The 15,530-nt window shown below is 71.4% G+C and carries 19 protein-coding genes; 14 read left to right on the forward strand and 5 right to left on the reverse strand.

The genetic code is table 11. The annotated features are described in order from the left end of the window. The first annotated feature begins 76 nt into the window (after positions 1-76). On the forward strand, positions 77-1,579 hold the full coding sequence (locus IF55_RS11815) for a purine-cytosine permease family protein (RefSeq protein ID WP_078644193.1): 1,503 nt from the start codon (positions 77-79) through the stop codon (positions 1,577-1,579). A 102-nt stretch (positions 1,580-1,681) separates the two neighbouring features. On the opposite strand, the gene IF55_RS11820 is transcribed toward IF55_RS11815, so the two are convergent. After that, on the reverse strand, positions 1,682-2,578 hold the full coding sequence (locus IF55_RS11820) for an RNA polymerase sigma-70 factor (RefSeq protein WP_030880631.1): 897 nt from the start codon (positions 2,576-2,578) through the stop codon (positions 1,682-1,684). Positions 2,579-2,788: 210 nt separating this feature from the next. Here IF55_RS11820 and IF55_RS11825 point away from each other — a divergent pair, with 210 nt between their 5' ends. Both IF55_RS11825 and IF55_RS11830 read left to right on the forward strand, forming a co-directional pair. Then, complete coding sequence (locus IF55_RS11825; protein ID WP_030880633.1) at positions 2,789-3,265, forward strand: carboxymuconolactone decarboxylase family protein; 477 nt, start codon at positions 2,789-2,791, stop codon at positions 3,263-3,265. A gap of 318 nt (positions 3,266-3,583) precedes the next feature. Next, on the forward strand, positions 3,584-4,084 hold the full coding sequence (locus IF55_RS11830; protein WP_048831878.1) for an STAS domain-containing protein: 501 nt from the start codon (positions 3,584-3,586) through the stop codon (positions 4,082-4,084). On the opposite strand, the gene IF55_RS11835 is transcribed toward IF55_RS11830, so the two are convergent. After that, positions 3,994-4,713 (reverse strand): GAF and ANTAR domain-containing protein, encoded by a 720-nt coding sequence (locus IF55_RS11835; protein ID WP_030880638.1) that lies wholly within the window; start codon positions 4,711-4,713, stop codon positions 3,994-3,996. The genes IF55_RS11830 and IF55_RS11835 overlap by 91 nt on opposite strands. A gap of 389 nt (positions 4,714-5,102) precedes the next feature. Between IF55_RS11835 and IF55_RS11840 the strand changes: the two genes are divergently transcribed. Next, entirely contained in the window at positions 5,103-5,483 is a 381-nt protein-coding gene (locus IF55_RS11840) for a VOC family protein (RefSeq protein ID WP_030880640.1), read from the forward strand. Positions 5,484-5,657: 174 nt separating this feature from the next. Here the strand turns inward: IF55_RS11840 and IF55_RS11845 are convergent, their stop codons facing one another. After that, positions 5,658-6,212 carry a hemerythrin domain-containing protein gene (locus tag IF55_RS11845; protein WP_030880642.1) on the reverse strand — a complete coding sequence of 185 codons (555 nt, stop codon included), beginning with the start codon at positions 6,210-6,212 and terminating at the stop codon, positions 5,658-5,660. 182 nt (positions 6,213-6,394) lie between these two features. After that, entirely contained in the window at positions 6,395-7,498 is a 1,104-nt protein-coding gene (locus IF55_RS11850; RefSeq protein WP_030880644.1) for an enolase C-terminal domain-like protein, read from the reverse strand. Positions 7,499-8,026: 528 nt separating this feature from the next. Between IF55_RS11850 and IF55_RS11855 the strand changes: the two genes are divergently transcribed. The 8 genes from IF55_RS11855 to IF55_RS11890 all read left to right on the forward strand — a co-directional run bounded on the left by IF55_RS11855 (position 8,027) and on the right by IF55_RS11890 (position 13,142). Next, a complete protein-coding gene (locus tag IF55_RS11855; RefSeq protein ID WP_030880646.1) occupies positions 8,027-8,470 on the forward strand; it encodes a gas vesicle structural protein GvpA in 444 nt (147 codons plus the stop codon). Next, positions 8,467-9,183 carry a GvpL/GvpF family gas vesicle protein gene (locus IF55_RS11860; protein ID WP_030880648.1) on the forward strand — a complete coding sequence of 239 codons (717 nt, stop codon included), beginning with the start codon at positions 8,467-8,469 and terminating at the stop codon, positions 9,181-9,183. Before IF55_RS11855 ends, IF55_RS11860 begins: the two co-directional genes overlap by 4 nt. Positions 9,184-9,187: 4 nt before the next feature. Then, positions 9,188-9,430, forward strand: coding sequence for a gas vesicle protein GvpG (locus tag IF55_RS11865; protein ID WP_030880651.1), 243 nt, complete (start codon positions 9,188-9,190; stop codon positions 9,428-9,430). 71 nt (positions 9,431-9,501) lie between these two features. Next, positions 9,502-10,275: a hypothetical protein gene (locus IF55_RS38450; RefSeq protein WP_106980372.1), complete on the forward strand. Its 774-nt coding sequence runs from the start codon at positions 9,502-9,504 to the stop codon at positions 10,273-10,275. Then, on the forward strand, positions 10,268-11,596 hold the full coding sequence (locus IF55_RS38455; RefSeq protein ID WP_245661161.1) for an SRPBCC family protein: 1,329 nt from the start codon (positions 10,268-10,270) through the stop codon (positions 11,594-11,596). Before IF55_RS38450 ends, IF55_RS38455 begins: the two co-directional genes overlap by 8 nt. Further along, positions 11,593-11,913, forward strand: a complete 321-nt coding sequence (locus IF55_RS11880; protein WP_030880660.1) for a gas vesicle protein — start codon at positions 11,593-11,595, stop codon at positions 11,911-11,913. The genes IF55_RS38455 and IF55_RS11880 overlap by 4 nt, the downstream gene beginning before the upstream one ends. A 15-nt stretch (positions 11,914-11,928) precedes the next feature. After that, entirely contained in the window at positions 11,929-12,885 is a 957-nt protein-coding gene (locus tag IF55_RS11885; RefSeq protein WP_030880664.1) for a cation diffusion facilitator family transporter, read from the forward strand. 74 nt (positions 12,886-12,959) lie between these two features. Continuing rightward, positions 12,960-13,142: a hypothetical protein gene (locus IF55_RS11890; RefSeq protein WP_030880667.1), complete on the forward strand. Its 183-nt coding sequence runs from the start codon at positions 12,960-12,962 to the stop codon at positions 13,140-13,142. 9 nt (positions 13,143-13,151) lie between these two features. On the opposite strand, the gene IF55_RS11895 is transcribed toward IF55_RS11890, so the two are convergent. After that, on the reverse strand, positions 13,152-13,664 hold the full coding sequence (locus tag IF55_RS11895) for an ATP-binding protein (protein WP_169767197.1): 513 nt from the start codon (positions 13,662-13,664) through the stop codon (positions 13,152-13,154). Between the two features lie 240 nt (positions 13,665-13,904). Here IF55_RS11895 and IF55_RS11900 point away from each other — a divergent pair, with 240 nt between their 5' ends. Together IF55_RS11900 and IF55_RS11905 are read left to right on the forward strand one after the other, a co-directional pair. Continuing rightward, positions 13,905-14,759, forward strand: coding sequence for a DUF5753 domain-containing protein (locus IF55_RS11900; RefSeq protein WP_030880671.1), 855 nt, complete (start codon positions 13,905-13,907; stop codon positions 14,757-14,759). Between the two features lie 11 nt (positions 14,760-14,770). Further along, entirely contained in the window at positions 14,771-14,965 is a 195-nt protein-coding gene (locus IF55_RS11905) for a DUF397 domain-containing protein (RefSeq protein ID WP_030880674.1), read from the forward strand. Positions 14,966-15,530 lie beyond the last annotated feature (565 nt).

The raw sequence follows: 15,530 nt of genomic DNA on the forward strand, positions 1-15,530 counted from the left end.
TCAGCACACCGGAAGCGATCAGCAGCGAGCAACGGCGATAAGCAGCGAGCATCGAGCAGCAGCGAGGAGACGTGACATGGCAGTCGGCACCTCTGGCTCACCCGGCACCACGGGTGCCGACGGCCCGGCGCGCTCGGGGGCGGCGGCGCCGCCCCCAGCCGGCGGGGGGCGGAAGCCGGTCATCGAGGCGCGGTCCATCGACTACGTGCCGCTGGCCGAGCGGCACGGCAAGGTCTGGCACCTGTTCCCCGTGTGGTTCGCCGGCGACGCCCATCTGGCCACCGTCGCGACCGGCGCGATCGGCGTCGGGCTCGGCGGGAACCTCGTCTGGACGGCCATCGCGGTCGTGCTCGGCTGCGCGCTCGGCACGTTCTTCATGGCCTTCCACTCCACCCAGGGCCCGCAGCTCGGGCTGCCCCAAATGGTGCAGTCCCGGCCGCAGTTCGGGTTCATCGGGGCGCTGCTGGTATGGCTGGTCGCGCTGACGACGTACATCGGCTACAACGCGTTCAACCAGATCCTGGTCGGCTCCACCCTGGACCACCTGGCCGACGTGCCGACCGGTGCGAGCTACGTCGGCTACGCGGTGATCGCGATCGTGCTGGCCGTGGTCGGCTACGACATCATCCACAAGGCGTCCCGCTGGCTGACGTACGTGGTGCTGGTGGCGCTGGCGCTCTTCACGGTCTGCGTGATCGTCGTCCACCCCTTCACCCACGCCCAGCTCGACCTGGGGTCCTTCGCGCTCACCCCGTTCCTGATCCAGCTCTTCACCGCCGCCGTCTACCAGCTCTCCTGGTCCATCTACGTCTCGGACTACTCCCGCTATCTGCCGCCGTCGGTCGGTGTGCGCTCGTCGTTCTGGTGGACGTATCTCGGCGCGGGCGTCGGCGGCGCGTGGATGATGCTGGTCGGCACGGTGGCGGCGGGGCTGTTCCCCGGGAAGAGCCTGGTGGAGTCGGTGATCTCCGCGGGCGACCGGGCGCTCGGCGGCTTCGGGGTGGCGCTGCTGGTCATCACGGTGCTGCCGCTGCTGACGATGGGCGCGCTGAACGTGTACGGCGGCAGCCTCACCCTCCTCTCCAGCCTCGACTCGCTCGGCCGGTTCCGGCTGACCGTCGCCCGGCGGATCGGCGCGCTGTGCGTGGTGGCCGTGGTCTCGACGGCGATCGCGTTCGGCGCGAGCGAGAACTTCGTCGAGGAGTTCGGGCACTTCCTCTCCGTCCTGGGCACCCTGTTCACCCCCTGGACGGCCGTCAACCTCGCCGACTTCTACCTGGTGCGCCGGGGCCGGTACTCGATCCGGGAGATCTTCAACCCGCGCGGGATCTACCGCCGCTGGAACTGGCGCGGGCTCCTCGCGTACGGGACCGGCTTCGTGGTGATGCTGCCGTTCTCGGTGATCGGCGACGCCGAGGGCCCGATGGCGCGGCTCCTGGGCGGACTGGACGTCTCCATGCCGGTGGGCCTGTTCGTCGCCGCGGGCGTCTACCTGCTCGTCTGCCGTTCGCTGGACCTCTCGGCGGAACGGCTCGCGGTCGCGGCGGCGGACGCCGGGCTGGAGCCGGAAGGGACCTGACCGCGCCTTCGGCGTCGGGGTGGTCGAGCATCGGCGGAGGGAACGAACCTCACCGCCCGGCCCCTCCAGCGTCGGGGCGGTCCAGCACCGACGTACGGGCCCTCAGCGGCGCAGTGCGGTCTCCCGCTCCAGGCGCGACAGCTTCTCGGGGTTGCGCACGGCGTAGAGCCCGGTGACGAGGCCGTCGTCGACGCGCAGCGCGAGAACGGTGTCGATCTCGCCTCCCAGCCGGACGATCAGCGCCGGATCGCCGTTCACCCGTGTCGGCTCCAGCGTCATCGCGGTGGCGATCCTCCCCAGCACGCGGGCCACCTGGTCGGCCCCCACGACCGGCGCCAGCGCGGCCCGTACGACGCCGCCGCCGTCGGTCAGCAGCACGACATCCGGCGCGAGCACGTCGAGCAGACGGCGCAGGTCGCCCGTCTCGACCGCCTGCTGGAACGCCTCGACGGTGCGGCGGGGCTCGGCGGCGGACGTGGCCCCGCGCGGCCGGCGCGCGGCGACGTGGCCCCGGGCCCGGTGCGCGATCTGGCGCACGGCGGCCGGGCTCTTGTCGACGGCCTCGGCGATCTCGTCGTACCCGAGGTCGAACACCTCGCGCAGCACGAACACCGCCCGCTCGGTCGGTCCGAGCGTCTCCAGCACCAGCAGCATCGCCATCGAGACGCTGTCGGCCAGCTCGACGTCCTCGGCCACGTCGGGCGCGGTCAGCAGCGGCTCGGGGAGCCACGGGCCGACGTAGGACTCCTTGCGCCGGCCGAGCGTGCGCAGGTGGCTCAGCGCCTGCCGGGTGGTGATCCGGACCAGGTACGCGCGCCGGTCCCGTACGGCGCCGTGATCGACGCCCGCCCATCGCAGCCAGGTCTCCTGGAGGACGTCCTCGGCGTCGGCGGCCGAGCCGAGCATCTCGTAGGCGACGGTGAACAGCAGGTTGCGGTGGGCGACGAACGCCTGGGTGGCGCTGTCCATGTCCGCGCCCGCGCCCTCTTTCCTGGCCATTTCCCTGTCCGTTCCCCTGTTCGCATCCACCTTCGCAGTCACGTGCACCAGACGCCGGTCCGCGGCGTTTTGTGACACCCGCGGCCGGTGACGGAGGCCACATCACCGTGGCGTCACAAGAAGCGGGCCGTCGGCATCTTGTGGTCATCCAATGCGGCGGCGCACGACACCCGCACCGCACCGCACCACACGACGAGTGAGGACGACGTCATGGAACCTCGTTTCAACCTGTTCGACAGCCCGACCGCCGCGAAGGTCGCCAAGCGGTTCTACAACACCTCGCTGGCCCTGGACGGGACGCTGTCGAAGTCCCTGCGGGAGCTGGTGGAGCTGCGGGTCGGCCAGCTCAACGGCTGCGGCTTCTGCGTGGACGTCCACACCAAGGAGGCGGCGGCCGTCGGGGAAACCGCGCTGCGCCTGAACCTGGTCGCCGCGTGGCGGCACACCACCGTCTTCACCGAGGCCGAGCGGGCCGCGCTGGCGCTCGCCGAGGAGGGCACCCGGCTCGGCGACCGCGGCGTGACCGACGAGACCTGGGCCGCGGTGCGCGAGCACTACGACGACGACCAGGTCGGCGCCCTGGTCTGCCTGGTCTCCCTCATCAACGCGGCCACCCGGATGAACGTCATCGTGCACAACCCGGGCGGCTCGTACCAGCCCGGCGCGTTCGCCGGCATGGAGAACTGACCGGAAGGCGGAGCGCCGACCGCTTATCGCGCGTATCGCGTCCCCCGCCCCCGTCCCGCGTCCTGCTCACAGGTGAGGGCGCGGGAGGTGCGTACGGGCGGGGGCGCGGGCGGCGCGTACGCCGGGCCGTACCGAAGGCGGGGCGGGCCGCTCCGCGCGCACGCCGGGGCTGTACGCGCGTATGCCGGGGCTGTACGCGCGTATGCCGGACGACTGTGCGCGGGGCGCTTCTCGCCGGGTACCGGCGGGGCTACGCTGAGTGGTGCGCCCCGGCCCCCGGCGACCCGCGAACCGCTCCGTCCCGAGGAGGCGCGCGTCATGAGCGTAGGTCTCGAACCCTCCCGCACCGCCCCGCCCGCGGCCCCCGTCACCTCGGTGATCGAAGTCGGCGGCGCCCTCGACCTCACGACCGTGCCGCGGCTGCGCGAACTCCTGCGCGGGGCGCAGGGCCCCGGCGTCCGGCTCGTCCTCGACCTGTCGGGCGTCACCCACTGCGACGCGCTCGCCCTCGGCGTGCTCGTCGCCACCGCCCGCCGGGCCCGCGGCCACGGCGGCGAACTGCGCGTCCTCGCGCCGTCGCCCGCCGTCTCCCGGGCACTCGGAGCGGCCGGGCTCCGCCGTCGTCTGTCGGTCTTCGCGGAGGACGGGGCCGCCGCGGTTCCCGGGGCGCGGCGGCCGGCCGGGCGCGGCTTCGGAGTGGTGGACGGCCAGGCCGCGGAAGCGGCCCGCTACTTCTCCTCCGGAGGGGGCGGCGACGAGCGGCCGGCGATGACCTCGCGGGCCACGTCGGACAGCCGGCGGTTGTGCGAGCGGGCGTAGCCGCGCAGCGAGAGGAACGCGCGCTCCATGTCGGTGCCGTAGCGCTCGGCGAGCTTCCCCTTGGCCTGTTCGATCACGATCCGGCTGTCGAGGGCGGTCTGCAATTGCCCGGTGAGCCGTTCGCTGCGCCGCGCGGAGCGCTGCCGCACGAGGCTGATGGTCGCGATGTCGGCCATGGCCTGGGCGATGGGCGAACCGAACGGCTCGATGTGCCGGGCGTCGGCGACGAAGAGGTTCAGGGCGCCGACGACCTCACTGCGGCAGCGCATGGGGAGGGCCTGTACGGCCGCGAAGCCGCGCCGCCGGGCCTGCGGTACGAACCGGGGCCAGCGCTCCGCCTCCATGCTCACGTCGAGGACGGCCACGGCGGTACCGCGCCGGAAGCAGTCCAGGCAGGGCCCCTCCTCCTCCAGTACCTCGAAGAGTTCCAGGTGCCGTACCTGCTCGCAGGAGGCGGCCGCCACCCGCAGTTCCCCGGAGAGGTCCGCGAGCAGCACCCCGGCGGCGTTCACGCCGAGCACGTCCACACAGCGGTCGGCCAGCAGGCGGAGCAGCGCGGGCTGATCGGAAGCCGCACCCCCGTTGTCCGCCAGTTCCACGAATGTCTTGGCCACGACGTTCTCGTCCATGGTCTCCGTCCACTGCCGCGAAGCACACTCCCCGCCCTCTCCACCTGCCCTCTCAGCCCAATTCAGAACTAACTCCCTGCGTAAAGGTGGAAATTCACCAGGGGGACCGACATATATGAAGGGTCGACGGCCGACTGTTTGGGTGTGACCGGGCGGGGGACCCGGAATCCGGCCCTTCTTCGGCCGAACGCGTTTTCCAGGCCAACTCGGCCTATTTCAGCCTGACTCGGCCCCCGGTCGGTTACCCGGAACGGAACGGAACGGAACGGGCCGGACCTGACCTGACCGGACCGGGCCGGGCCGGGCCGGAACAGACGGGCCGGGCCGGGCCAGAACAGACCGGACCAGGCCAGACCAGGCCAGACCAGGCCAGACCAGAGAGGAAGCCGATGACCGTAGAGAAGACCACTGTCCTCGTCCTGGACTCCGCGGAGCCCGAACAGCTCGCCGAGTTCTACGCCGGCCTGCTGGGCGGGGAGAGCCGGCTGGGCGAGGACCCCGACTTCGTCGAGGTCACCGGCCGCCACGGCGTCTTCCTGGCCATCCACCGCGACCACGGCTACGCGCCCCCGAGCTGGCCGCGCCCCGAGGACTCCCAGCAGGCGCACCTGCGGATCGTGGTCGCCCGTGAGGACATGGACGAGGCGGAGCGCGAGGCGGTGAACCTGGGCGCGCGCCCCATCGACACCAAGGAGAACAACGGGCCGCGGGACGTCCGCACCTACTCCGACCCGGCCGGCCACTCCTTCACCCTGGCGACGGTGCCCTGACGGCCGCCCGCCGCCTCTCTGAGAGGGCGCGTACGCACGTACCGAAACGCACGCACGTAGTCGATACGTAGCCGAAAGGCACGTACCCGAGAAGCGCGAAAAACGTGCCCCGCCCGGGCAGCAGACCGGGCGGGGCACGCGACCAGGGGTCGCCCGTGCCAGGGGCCACCCATGTCAGGGGTTGCCCATGGCCTTCCGTACGACGTCACGGGTGCGGTCGACCACACCGGCCACCGGGCCCGCCATGAGGTTCTTCAGCGCCGTGTCCGTGCCCGGGTGCGGGCGGGTCGGGGCAAGGGCCTCGGCAGCCCTGACCGCGGCGGCCAGACGCTCCAGCCGGTCCCGGTCGGCCGCCGCCCGCAGATGCGCGAACTCGTAGCGCTCCTCGGCGTCGGCGTGCGCCGTCACGTCCTGGCGCAGCGCCGCGAACAGGTCCAGGAACTCCGGGGAGTCGGGGTCCATGTCCTCCAGCCGGCCGAGCGCCCGCTTGGCGCCTTCCTCCTCCTCGATCCGGTCCTTGACGACCTGTTCGCCGCCGTCGATGTGCTTGCGCGCGAACGGGTGGACGACCTCCTCCTCCGCGGTCTCGTGCACCGCGAGCAGGTGGATCAACTCGCGGAAGGAGCGAGTCCGTTCGTCCCCCTTGGCATCGGCGACCTCCTCGAAGAGGCCGCGGATCCTGGTGTGCTGCTGTTGCAGCAGCTCGACGACATCCTGCTTCTCGGGCATGTGCGGTTGCCTCCTTGGGGCGTGGCCCGGCTCGTCTCTCCGCCGGGCCGCCCGAGTACCCGCGCCGCCGGAGCGGGAACCTCCGGGAGGGCGCCGGAACGGACGATGGCTCGTGGGAGGTGGGGAAGTGGGGGGTGACAGAAGTGGGGGTGACAGAAGTGGGGGTAGGAGCGGCGAAGTAGTCAGGCGATGCGGTACGGCTCCATGTCCTCGCGGCGCAGCGTCAGACCGTGGCCCGGGGCCGGGCCGGGGGTCAGGCGGCCGCCCGAGGGGTCGAGGGCGCCGTCGAACAGGGTCGACTCGATGCGTACGTGGTCGTGGAACCACTCGATGTGCCGGAGGTTGGGGATGGCCGCCGCCGCATGGACGTGGACGTGCGGGGCGCAGTGCGCCGAGATCTCCAGGCCGTGGGCCTGCGCCAGCGCCGCGGCCCGGAGGAATTCCGTGATGCCGCCGCAGCGCGTGGCGTCCGCCTGGAGGCAGTCGACCGCGCCCGCGCTCACCATGCGCGCGAAGTACGGCAGGCCGTAGCCGAACTTGCCGGCCGCCACGTCGCAGACGAGGGTGTCGCGGATGAGCCGCAGGCCGTTCAGGTCGTCGGCGGAGACCGGTTCCTCCAGCCAGCCGACGCCGTACTCCGCGAGCGCGCCGCCGACGCGCACGGCCTGCTTGCGGTTGTAGCCGCCGCCCGCGTCCACGTACAGCTCGGCCTTGTCGCCGATGACCTGGCGGGCCTGGCGGACGCGGGACAGGTCGCGGGCGACCGCGCGGCCCCGGCACTCGCCGATCTTGATCTTCACCCGCGGTATGCCCTGACCGTGCACCCAGCCACTGAGCTGCGAGGCGAGATGCGTGTCGTGGTACGTGGTGAAGCCGCCGCTGCCGTACACGGGCACGGTCTCGCGGGCCGCGCCGAGCAGCCCGACCAGCGGCACCTCGAACTGCCGGGCCTTGAGGTCCCACAGGGCGAGGTCCACGGCCGAGATCGCGCACGAGGCGATGCCGGGGCGGCCGGAGTCGCGCACCGCCCTGCACATCGCGTCGTGCAGCCGGGGCACGTCGAGGGCCGAGCGGCCCAGCGTCGCGGGCGCGAGCTGCTCGTCGACGAACAGCCCGGCCGCGGCGGGCGCGTACGTCCAGCCCGTTCCGTACACCGTCCCGGCACGGGCCTCGACGACCACCACGGTCGTCGCGTCCCAGTCGAGGGTGGCGTCGGCCTCGGGAGCGTCGGTGGGGACGGAGTACGCGGACACCGCCAGTTGTTCCAGAGGTAGTTGGGGTTTCACCTGCTCTTGTTTCCTCCCCGCAGGCGCTAGCGGACCGCTCCGCACCCGCGATCAGCCGCCGGGCATCCGCGCTCGGCGGGCCGGGGGCGGGGCCGGGCCCCGGCCCGCCGGGATGCCCCGTACCAGGTCGTGTGGGGGGTCCGGGTATCCCGCGAGGCGGACGGAAAACCCGCCGCGGGGCCGGTCGTGGTGGGGGGTGGCGACGGCTTGAGAGCTGTTGGCGGGCGGCTTGAGGGCGATCGGCAGGTGGTCCGAGGGCGACTGGCGGGCGGCTTGGGGGCGGTTTGGGGGCGGCGGCGGTGTTTGGTCCCGCCCGCCGGGGCTACTCCGAACCGGAAGCGGCCCGGCGGGCGCGGCGGCTCCTGGCTCGTGGCTCGGGGCTCGGGGTTCGTGGCTCCGGCCCGTACGGCTCCGGCCCGTAGCGACGGCTCGTGGCCCGTGGCCCCATAGGGCGCGCCGTGGAACGCGCCGCCCCCGAGGCCGCGAACGACCCCGAAACCCACCCCCACGAGAGGAAGGCACCACGCGATGACTGTTGTCCCGGCACAACAAGGCGGGGGCGCGGGCGGCACCAGTGGCCTCTACGACGTCCTGGAACTCGTACTCGACCGGGGGCTCGTGATCGACGCGTTCGTCCGTGTCTCGCTCGTAGGCATCGAGATTCTGAAGATCGACGTACGTGTCGTCGTCGCGAGCGTCGACACGTACCTGCGGTTCGCCGAGGCGTGCAACCGGCTCGACCTGGAGGCCGGCCCGCACAAGAACCCCGGCCTGCCGGACCTGGTCGGCGAGATGACCGAGTCCGGCGCCCGCGGCAAGTCCAAGGGCGCCCTGTCCGGCGCGGCCGAGACCGTGTCGAACGCCTTCAACCAGGCCCGTGAGGAGAGCCGGGACAGCAGGGAGGCCCAGAGCGAGTCCCGGCCGCGGGCCAAGCGGACGGCGTCGCGGAGCCGGAAGGAGGAGCAGGAGTGAGCACGTACGTCTACGGCATCACTCGCGACTCGCACCCGCCCCTCCCCGAGGAGACCGTCGGCGTCGGAGATCCGCCGCGGCCCGTGCGCGTCGTCGCGGCGGGGCCGCTGGCGGCCCTGGTGAGCGACGCGCCGCCGGACCTCAAGCCCAAGCGGCGCGAACTCCTCGCGCACCAGAACGTGCTCGCCGAGGCCAGCTCCGCCGGGCCCGTGCTGCCGATGCGGTTCGGCGGCGTCTCGCCCGACGACGACGCGGTCACCACCGCGCTCGCCGCGCACGAGGAGCACTACCTCGAACGGCTGCGCGCCCTCGACGGCAAGGCCGAGTACAACGTCAAGGCCACCCACGACGAGGAGGCCGTCCTCCACCGGGTGCTCACCGACGCCCCCGGACTGCGGGAGCTGCACGAGGCCAACAAGGCGGCCGGCGGCGGCAGCCACGAGGACCGGCTGCGCCTCGGCGAACTCGTCGCGACGGCCGTACAGCAGCGCGAGCCGCAGGACGCGGCGCTGCTGCGGCAGGCGCTCGAAGACGCCGCGGAGGACACCTGCCCCGGCCCGCCCAGCGGGGGCTGGCTGGCGAACATCTCGTTCCTGGTGGACCGCGAGCACGGCGAGGAGTTCGTGGCCGCCGTGGCGGCGCTGCGCCGCGAGAACCCCCATCTCGTGCTGCGCGTCAACGGCCCCCTGCCGCCGTACAGCTTCGTGGAGTGACGCCGTGGGCCTCCTGAGAGAGCTGCTGCTCCTGCCCGTCGCCCCGCTGCGCGGCACCGGCTGGGTGCTGGGCCAGGTGCTGACCGAAGCCGAGCGGCAGTACTACGACCCGGCGGCCGTCCAGCGCGAACTGGCCGACCTGTCACGGCGGCTCGACGCGGGCGAGATCGACGAGGAGGAGTTCGACCGGCGCGAAGACGAACTGCTCGACCGGCTCCAGGCGCCGCAAGCACAACAGACGCAGTAGGCGCAGCAGGCGCAGTAGGCGCAAAAGCAGCAACGGACTCAACCGACTCAACGGACAAGAACGGGAGAGGCATGAACAGCCGGCTGGCAATAGGGCTCGCCGTGGGCGCTGGATATGTGCTCGGGCGGACGAAGAAGGCGAAGCTCGCCTTCGGCATCGGGACGCTGGTGATGGGCAAGCGCCTCCAGTTGAACCCGAAGTCGATCGCGGATTTCGCCGCCGCGCGACTGGCGGACAACCCTCAGTTCAAGGAGATCGGCGACCAACTGCGGGACGACCTGCGCGGCGTCGGCAAGGCCGCGACCGGCGCGCTCGTCAACCGGCAGTTGGAGGGCCTGGCGGACCGGCTGCACGACCGTACGGCCGGGGTGCAGGACCGGTTGTCGGGGGTGGTGCCGGGCGCTTCCGCCGAGGACGAGGACGAGGGTGAGGACCGGGACGAGAACGGGAGCGGGAGCGGCTCCAACGCGAAGGCCGACACGGACAGCGATACGGACGGCGATACGGACGGCGACGCGGAGGAATCCGCCACCGCGAGCGGTCAGAGCCGGCGGAAGCCCGCGGCGCGCAGGTCCGCGTCGGGCAGGTCCGCGTCGGGCAGGTCCGCGTCGGCCGGTGCCGGGAAGGCCGCCGGCGCCGCGAAGTCCGCTCAGCGCACGGCGTCCAAGAGGGCGCCCGCCAAGAAGACCGCCGCCAAGGAGACCGCCGGCAAGGCGGGCAGCAGGGCGGGCGGCAAGACCGGCGGCGCGTCGGGCGGTACGTCGGGCGGTACGTCGGGCGGTACGTCGGGCGGCAGGAAGCCGTCCGGAACGCGGACCACGAAGGCGGGTGGCGACCGTGGCTGAGTCCCTGAAGCCCCAGCAGCCCCTGAAGACCCTGGCCGACAACCCGGCGGTGGACCGCCTCAAGACGGAGCTCCAGAACTACGCGCTCGCCCAGGCCGAACGGCTGCTCACCGGCGCGGGCCGCAAGCTCGGCGAGAGCACCGTGAAACTGACCGACATCGCCGAGGGCCGCAGCCCCGGCTTCGCGAAGCTGGCGCTCGACAGCGGCCGCAAGATCGCCGAGGGCAAGGGCCCGGTGCGCAGCGCCCTGGAGGCCGGCGCCTCCCACCTCAAGGACAACGTGGTGGAGACGGCCAAGGGGCTGGGCGGCGGTGGCAAGCGCAAGAAGGGCGGCGGGGGCCGGAAGCCGACCGTCATCGTGGAGTCCGTGGACGTCGGTGTCCCGGTGCGCGAGGCGTACGACCAGTGGACCCAGTACCAGGAGTTCGCCACCTTCGCCAAGGGCGTCAGGAGCGCCGACTCCGCCGACGACACCACCTCGGACTGGAAGCTCAAGATCTTCTGGTCGACGCGCAGTTGGAAGGCGCGCACCACGGAACAGGTCCCGGACGCCCGCATCGTATGGACCTCGGAGGGCGCCAAGGGCACCACGAAGGGCGTCGTCACCTTCCACGCGCTGGCCGAGAACCTCACGCGAGTGCTGCTGCTCATCGAGTACTACCCGAAGGGCCTCTTCGAGCGGACCGGCAACATCTGGCGCGCCCAGGGCCGCCGCGCCCGGCTCGACCTCAAGAACTTCGCACAGCACATCTCGCTGCGCGGCGAGGCCCAGGACGGCTGGCGCGGCGAGATCCGCGACGGCGAGGTCGTGGTCAGCCACGAGGACGCGGTCGAGGAGGAGGAACGGGGGGACGAGCGCGAGGGAGACCGCGAGGAGGACCGTACGGAAGGCCGCAGGGATGGCCGTACGGACCGGGCGGAGGAGCCCGAAGAAGACGCGCCCGAGGACGAAGCCGCGTACGACGAAGGGGACGAGGCCGAGGACGAGGAGCGGGCCGAGGACGAGGAGCGGGCCGAGGACGAGGAGCGGGCCGAGGACGAGTTGTACGAAGAAGAACCCGGTGACGAGGCCGACGAGGCCGAATACGTGGACGTCGAGAACGACGAGGACGAGGTGGACACGGGAGCCGCCGATTCCGGCGAAGAGGCGGAAGAGGCCGAGTACGCCGAAGACGACGAGGGCCCGGAGGACACCGAGGACTCTGCGGACATCGAGGAGGACGCGGATATCGAGGACGACGCGGACACAGAGGACGCCGAGGACACGGATGCGCGCAAGCGACGGGAGTACGCGCACGCCGGGAACCGTGGCCGCCGATGACGACCGCGAGCCGCCTCCCCGGTACGTACGGCCCCGAGAGCGGGGCAAACCTGGCCGACATCCTGGAACGCGTACTCGACAAGGGCGTCGTCATCGCGGGCGACATCCGGATCAACCTGCTCGACATCGAGTTGCTGACCATCAAGCTGCGGCTGATCGTCGCCTCCGTCGACAAGGCCAAGGAGATGGGCATCGACTGGTGGGAGGACGATCCGTCGCTCTCCTCCGGCGCCCGGCACCGCGAACTCGCCGAGGAGAACGAGCGGTTGCAGCACCGCCTGGCGGAGCTGGAACGCCGTGCCGCCGACACTGCCTGATCGGCGGCCCACAAGGTGACCGAGACCCCGGCAGAAAGCCCAACGGGCGGCCCGAATCAGGCTCGTACCGCAGACCGAAAGACCCGGGTGACGGTTCTGGTAGCGCTGGCCGCCAACCTGGTCATCGCCGCGGCGAAGGCGGCCGGCGGCCTGGCCACCGGTTCCCCCGCGCTGCTCTCCGAGGCCGCGCACTCCGTCGCGGACAGCATGAACGAGGTCTTCCTGCTGGCGGCCCTGCGCCGCTGCCGCCGCCCCGCCGACGGCCGGCACCCCTTCGGCTACGGCAAGGAACGGTACTTCTGGTCGCTGCTCGCCGCCGTCGGGATCTTCGTCATGGGCGGCTGCTTCTCCTTCCTCCAGGGCGTCGAGGCGCTGCGCTCGCACGAGCGGGAGACGACCGGCGGGTACGTGACCGGGCTCGCGGTCCTGGGTGTGGCGCTGGCGGCAGAGGGCGCCTCGTTGCTGCGCGCACTGCACCAGGTGCGCGAACAGCCCGGCAAGGGCCTGGGCGGGGACCCGGCGCTGCGTACCGTGGTCGCGGAGGACGGCACCGCCGTGCTCGGCGTCCTGCTGGCGATCGGCGAGATGGCCCTGCACATGGTGACGGGAGAGGTGTTCTGGGAGGCCGCCGCCTCGCTCTCCATCGGGCTGCTGCTCGTGTACGTGGCCTACCGCCTCGGCAAGGACGCCCGGGACCAGCTCATCGGCGAGGCCGTCGACCCCGAGCTGCGCGGCCGGATACGGGCCCTGCTCGACGCCCAGCCCGAGATCGACAGCGTGGCCACGCTGCTCACCATGCGGCTGGGCCTCGACTCCACGCTCGTGGCGGCCCGTATCGACCTGGCGCCCGGCCTCGACAGCGAGGACGTCGAGACGGTCTCCGAACGCATCAAACGCTCGGTCGCCGAGACCTGGCCCCAGGCCGACCAGGTGTTCCTCGACGTGACGGAGGCGCCCCCGAAGACGTCGTGAGAGCCGCCCGCCGGGCGGGGTTTGCGCGGGCGGCGCCGGGTGACCCGGACGCTGTTCTCACGGAAGGACAGGCCATGGCAGCGCTCGCCATACTCATCGCCTTACTGATCCCGCCCGCGGCCCTCGGCATGATGCTCGCGCTCGGCCGCTACGAGGAAGTGATGCTCCCCCCGAGGGAGCCGGGACCTTTCGAGGTGACGGCGACGCCCACGCCGCCTCCCGTACGAGCCGCGGCGCACGAAGCCGCCCGGAGGTGACGGGGCGGCTCACACCATAGGGGGCGCCCCCGAGCCGGCACCGGTGGCGAAGGCTGCGCCCCCTTCCCTGTCGCCCTTGTCGCCCCTGCCATCGTGGTCGAGCGCGAACCACACGTGTTTGGCGATGGATTGCTCGTTCCGACGGGGCCACGTCACGCCCCAGTGCGACGCGAGCGCGTGCACGAGGTGCAGCCCCCGCCCCCGCTCGTCGGCATCCCGCTCTTCGCGCAACTGCGGCCGTACGTAGGGCGCGTCGTCCCACACCGCCACCCGGACCCGCGCGAACCGCACGGCCACATCGATGTGCACGACGGGCGTGCCGGTGTGCATGTGCACGTTGGTGACGATCTCGCTGACGAGCAGTCGGGCGGGGTCGGCGAGACAGCCGTGATCGGTCAGGACCAGCAGGTCGGCTACGAGCGTACGAGCGATCCTCGGGGCCATGACCCCGCTCGGCAGGCTCACGCGGAACGACTGGCGCCGCGGAATTTCTGGGTGGCGATTGCGGGGTACAAGGCTCATGGCTACGTCTCCCAACGCGTCGGTAGCACGCGCTGCTTGCCGTCGTGGCTTCGTCTCTCCGGACACACCTGTTGGGCATGCCCGAGCGGCTGCACTGCGGTCTTACTGGCATGGGGCGCTGTGCTGCCTGAAAGCTAGTGGCATACATGCTACGTAGCAAGTAGGCGGGTGCTGCTCGTGCGAACGGGTGGACCATGGCACGGTTACGCGGGACACTCTGACCAGACAGGGGAAGGTGACATGCCAGCGAGGGACAACCCGACCGCACGTCAGGCGCGCTTGGGTGCCGAGCTGCGGAAACTGCGCGAGCGCGCGGGCCGGGCAGCGCGCGAGGCGGCCGGTTTGCTGTCGACCGATCAGGCGAAGATCAGCCACACCGAATCCGGCAGGATCGGTGTTTCCGAGGAACGCATCCGGCGGTTGGCCACCTTTTACTCGTGTGATGACACCGAATTGATTGACGCACTCTGCGCCATAGCGCGCGAGCATCGCGGCCAATTCTGGTGGGACGAGTACCGCGGGCTGCTCGCTCCGGGCTTCCTTGACATCGCGGAACTCGAACACCACGCGACCTTCATGCGCTCCATGCAATCCGTCACCATGCCCGGCATCTTCCAGACCGAGGAATACGCCCGCGCCATCTATGCCGGCCACGTACCCACCCTCCCCTCCGACGAGGCGGACGTACGCGTCGAACACCGGATGCGACGCCGGAGCATCTTCGAGCGACAGGACCCGCCACGGTTCGAGGCGGTCATCCACGAGGCCGCGCTGCGCATGCGCTTCGGCGGCCGCAAGGTGGCGAGGGCGCAGCTCGAATACCTCATGGAGGTCTCGGAGTGGCCCAGTGTCACCGTCCGCGTCATCCCCTTCACGTGCGAGAGCTTCATCGAGGCCACGCAACCGGTCCTGTACGCCGGCGGCGTCGTTCCGCAACTGGACACCGTCCAGATCGACAGCGCATCGGGGGGCCGATTCCTGGACGCCGACGCCGAACTCAAGAAGTACCGGGCGCTGCTCGACACGGCAGAAGCGGCAGCACTTGACGCAACAGAATCACGGCAGCTCATCCACCACATCGCGCGAGAACTGTGAGAAACCCAAGCATGGAACTGAAGTGGCAGAAGTCTTCCTACTCCGGCGCAGGGGGCGAGAACTGCGTCGAGATCGCGGAGCGGGGCGACACCATAATGATCCGCGAGAGTGACGCCCCGAACGTGCGCACGAGCACGAGCCGTAGCAATTTTGCCGTCCTCATCAAGGGGGTTCAGGCCGGAAGGTTCGACCACTTCGCCACCTGACGCGCGACCTACCAGCATCGGAGCCCCTCAGCCCCCAGCGGCGAGGGGCTCTTGCAGTGTTCCTCTCGACATCTCTGCCACGTAGCACTCTTGCCACGCAAGGCCGATGACGCTACGTTCACCGTGCGTCGCCAAGCGGCGGGCAGCCAAAGGCACCGCCGTACCTGGGCGCGACGCAATGCCCCCTACGAATCGGCCAGTTAGGGCCAAGCCATCGGCAACATCGGCCCTGCCCCTGACCTCGGCCCGGGCCAGTAAAGAGGCGACGACATGCCGGCGAAGGACGCCACCACCTGCAACTACTGCCAGTCCCTGAGGGACAAGCTCGCAAGGGCGGAACAAGAGCGCGACGCGAGCGCGGCACTGGACTGCCGCGTACTCCTGACACGCCACGAAGGGCAAGGCCACCCCCTGGCCCCACAGACGGAGTCCTGAGGCCAATAAGGGCCACTAAGGCCACTTGGGAGCAAGCCCCGTCGTGCGACCGCGCACGACGCCGGCGAGCCGAACGCCGCCGGGCTCCGGAGCGTTGGTCATGATCTCGGGACGAGCCTGTCACTCACTC

The organism is Streptomyces varsoviensis (assembly GCF_000718635.1).
In the GTDB taxonomy this organism is placed as follows: domain Bacteria; phylum Actinomycetota; class Actinomycetes; order Streptomycetales; family Streptomycetaceae; genus Streptomyces; species Streptomyces varsoviensis.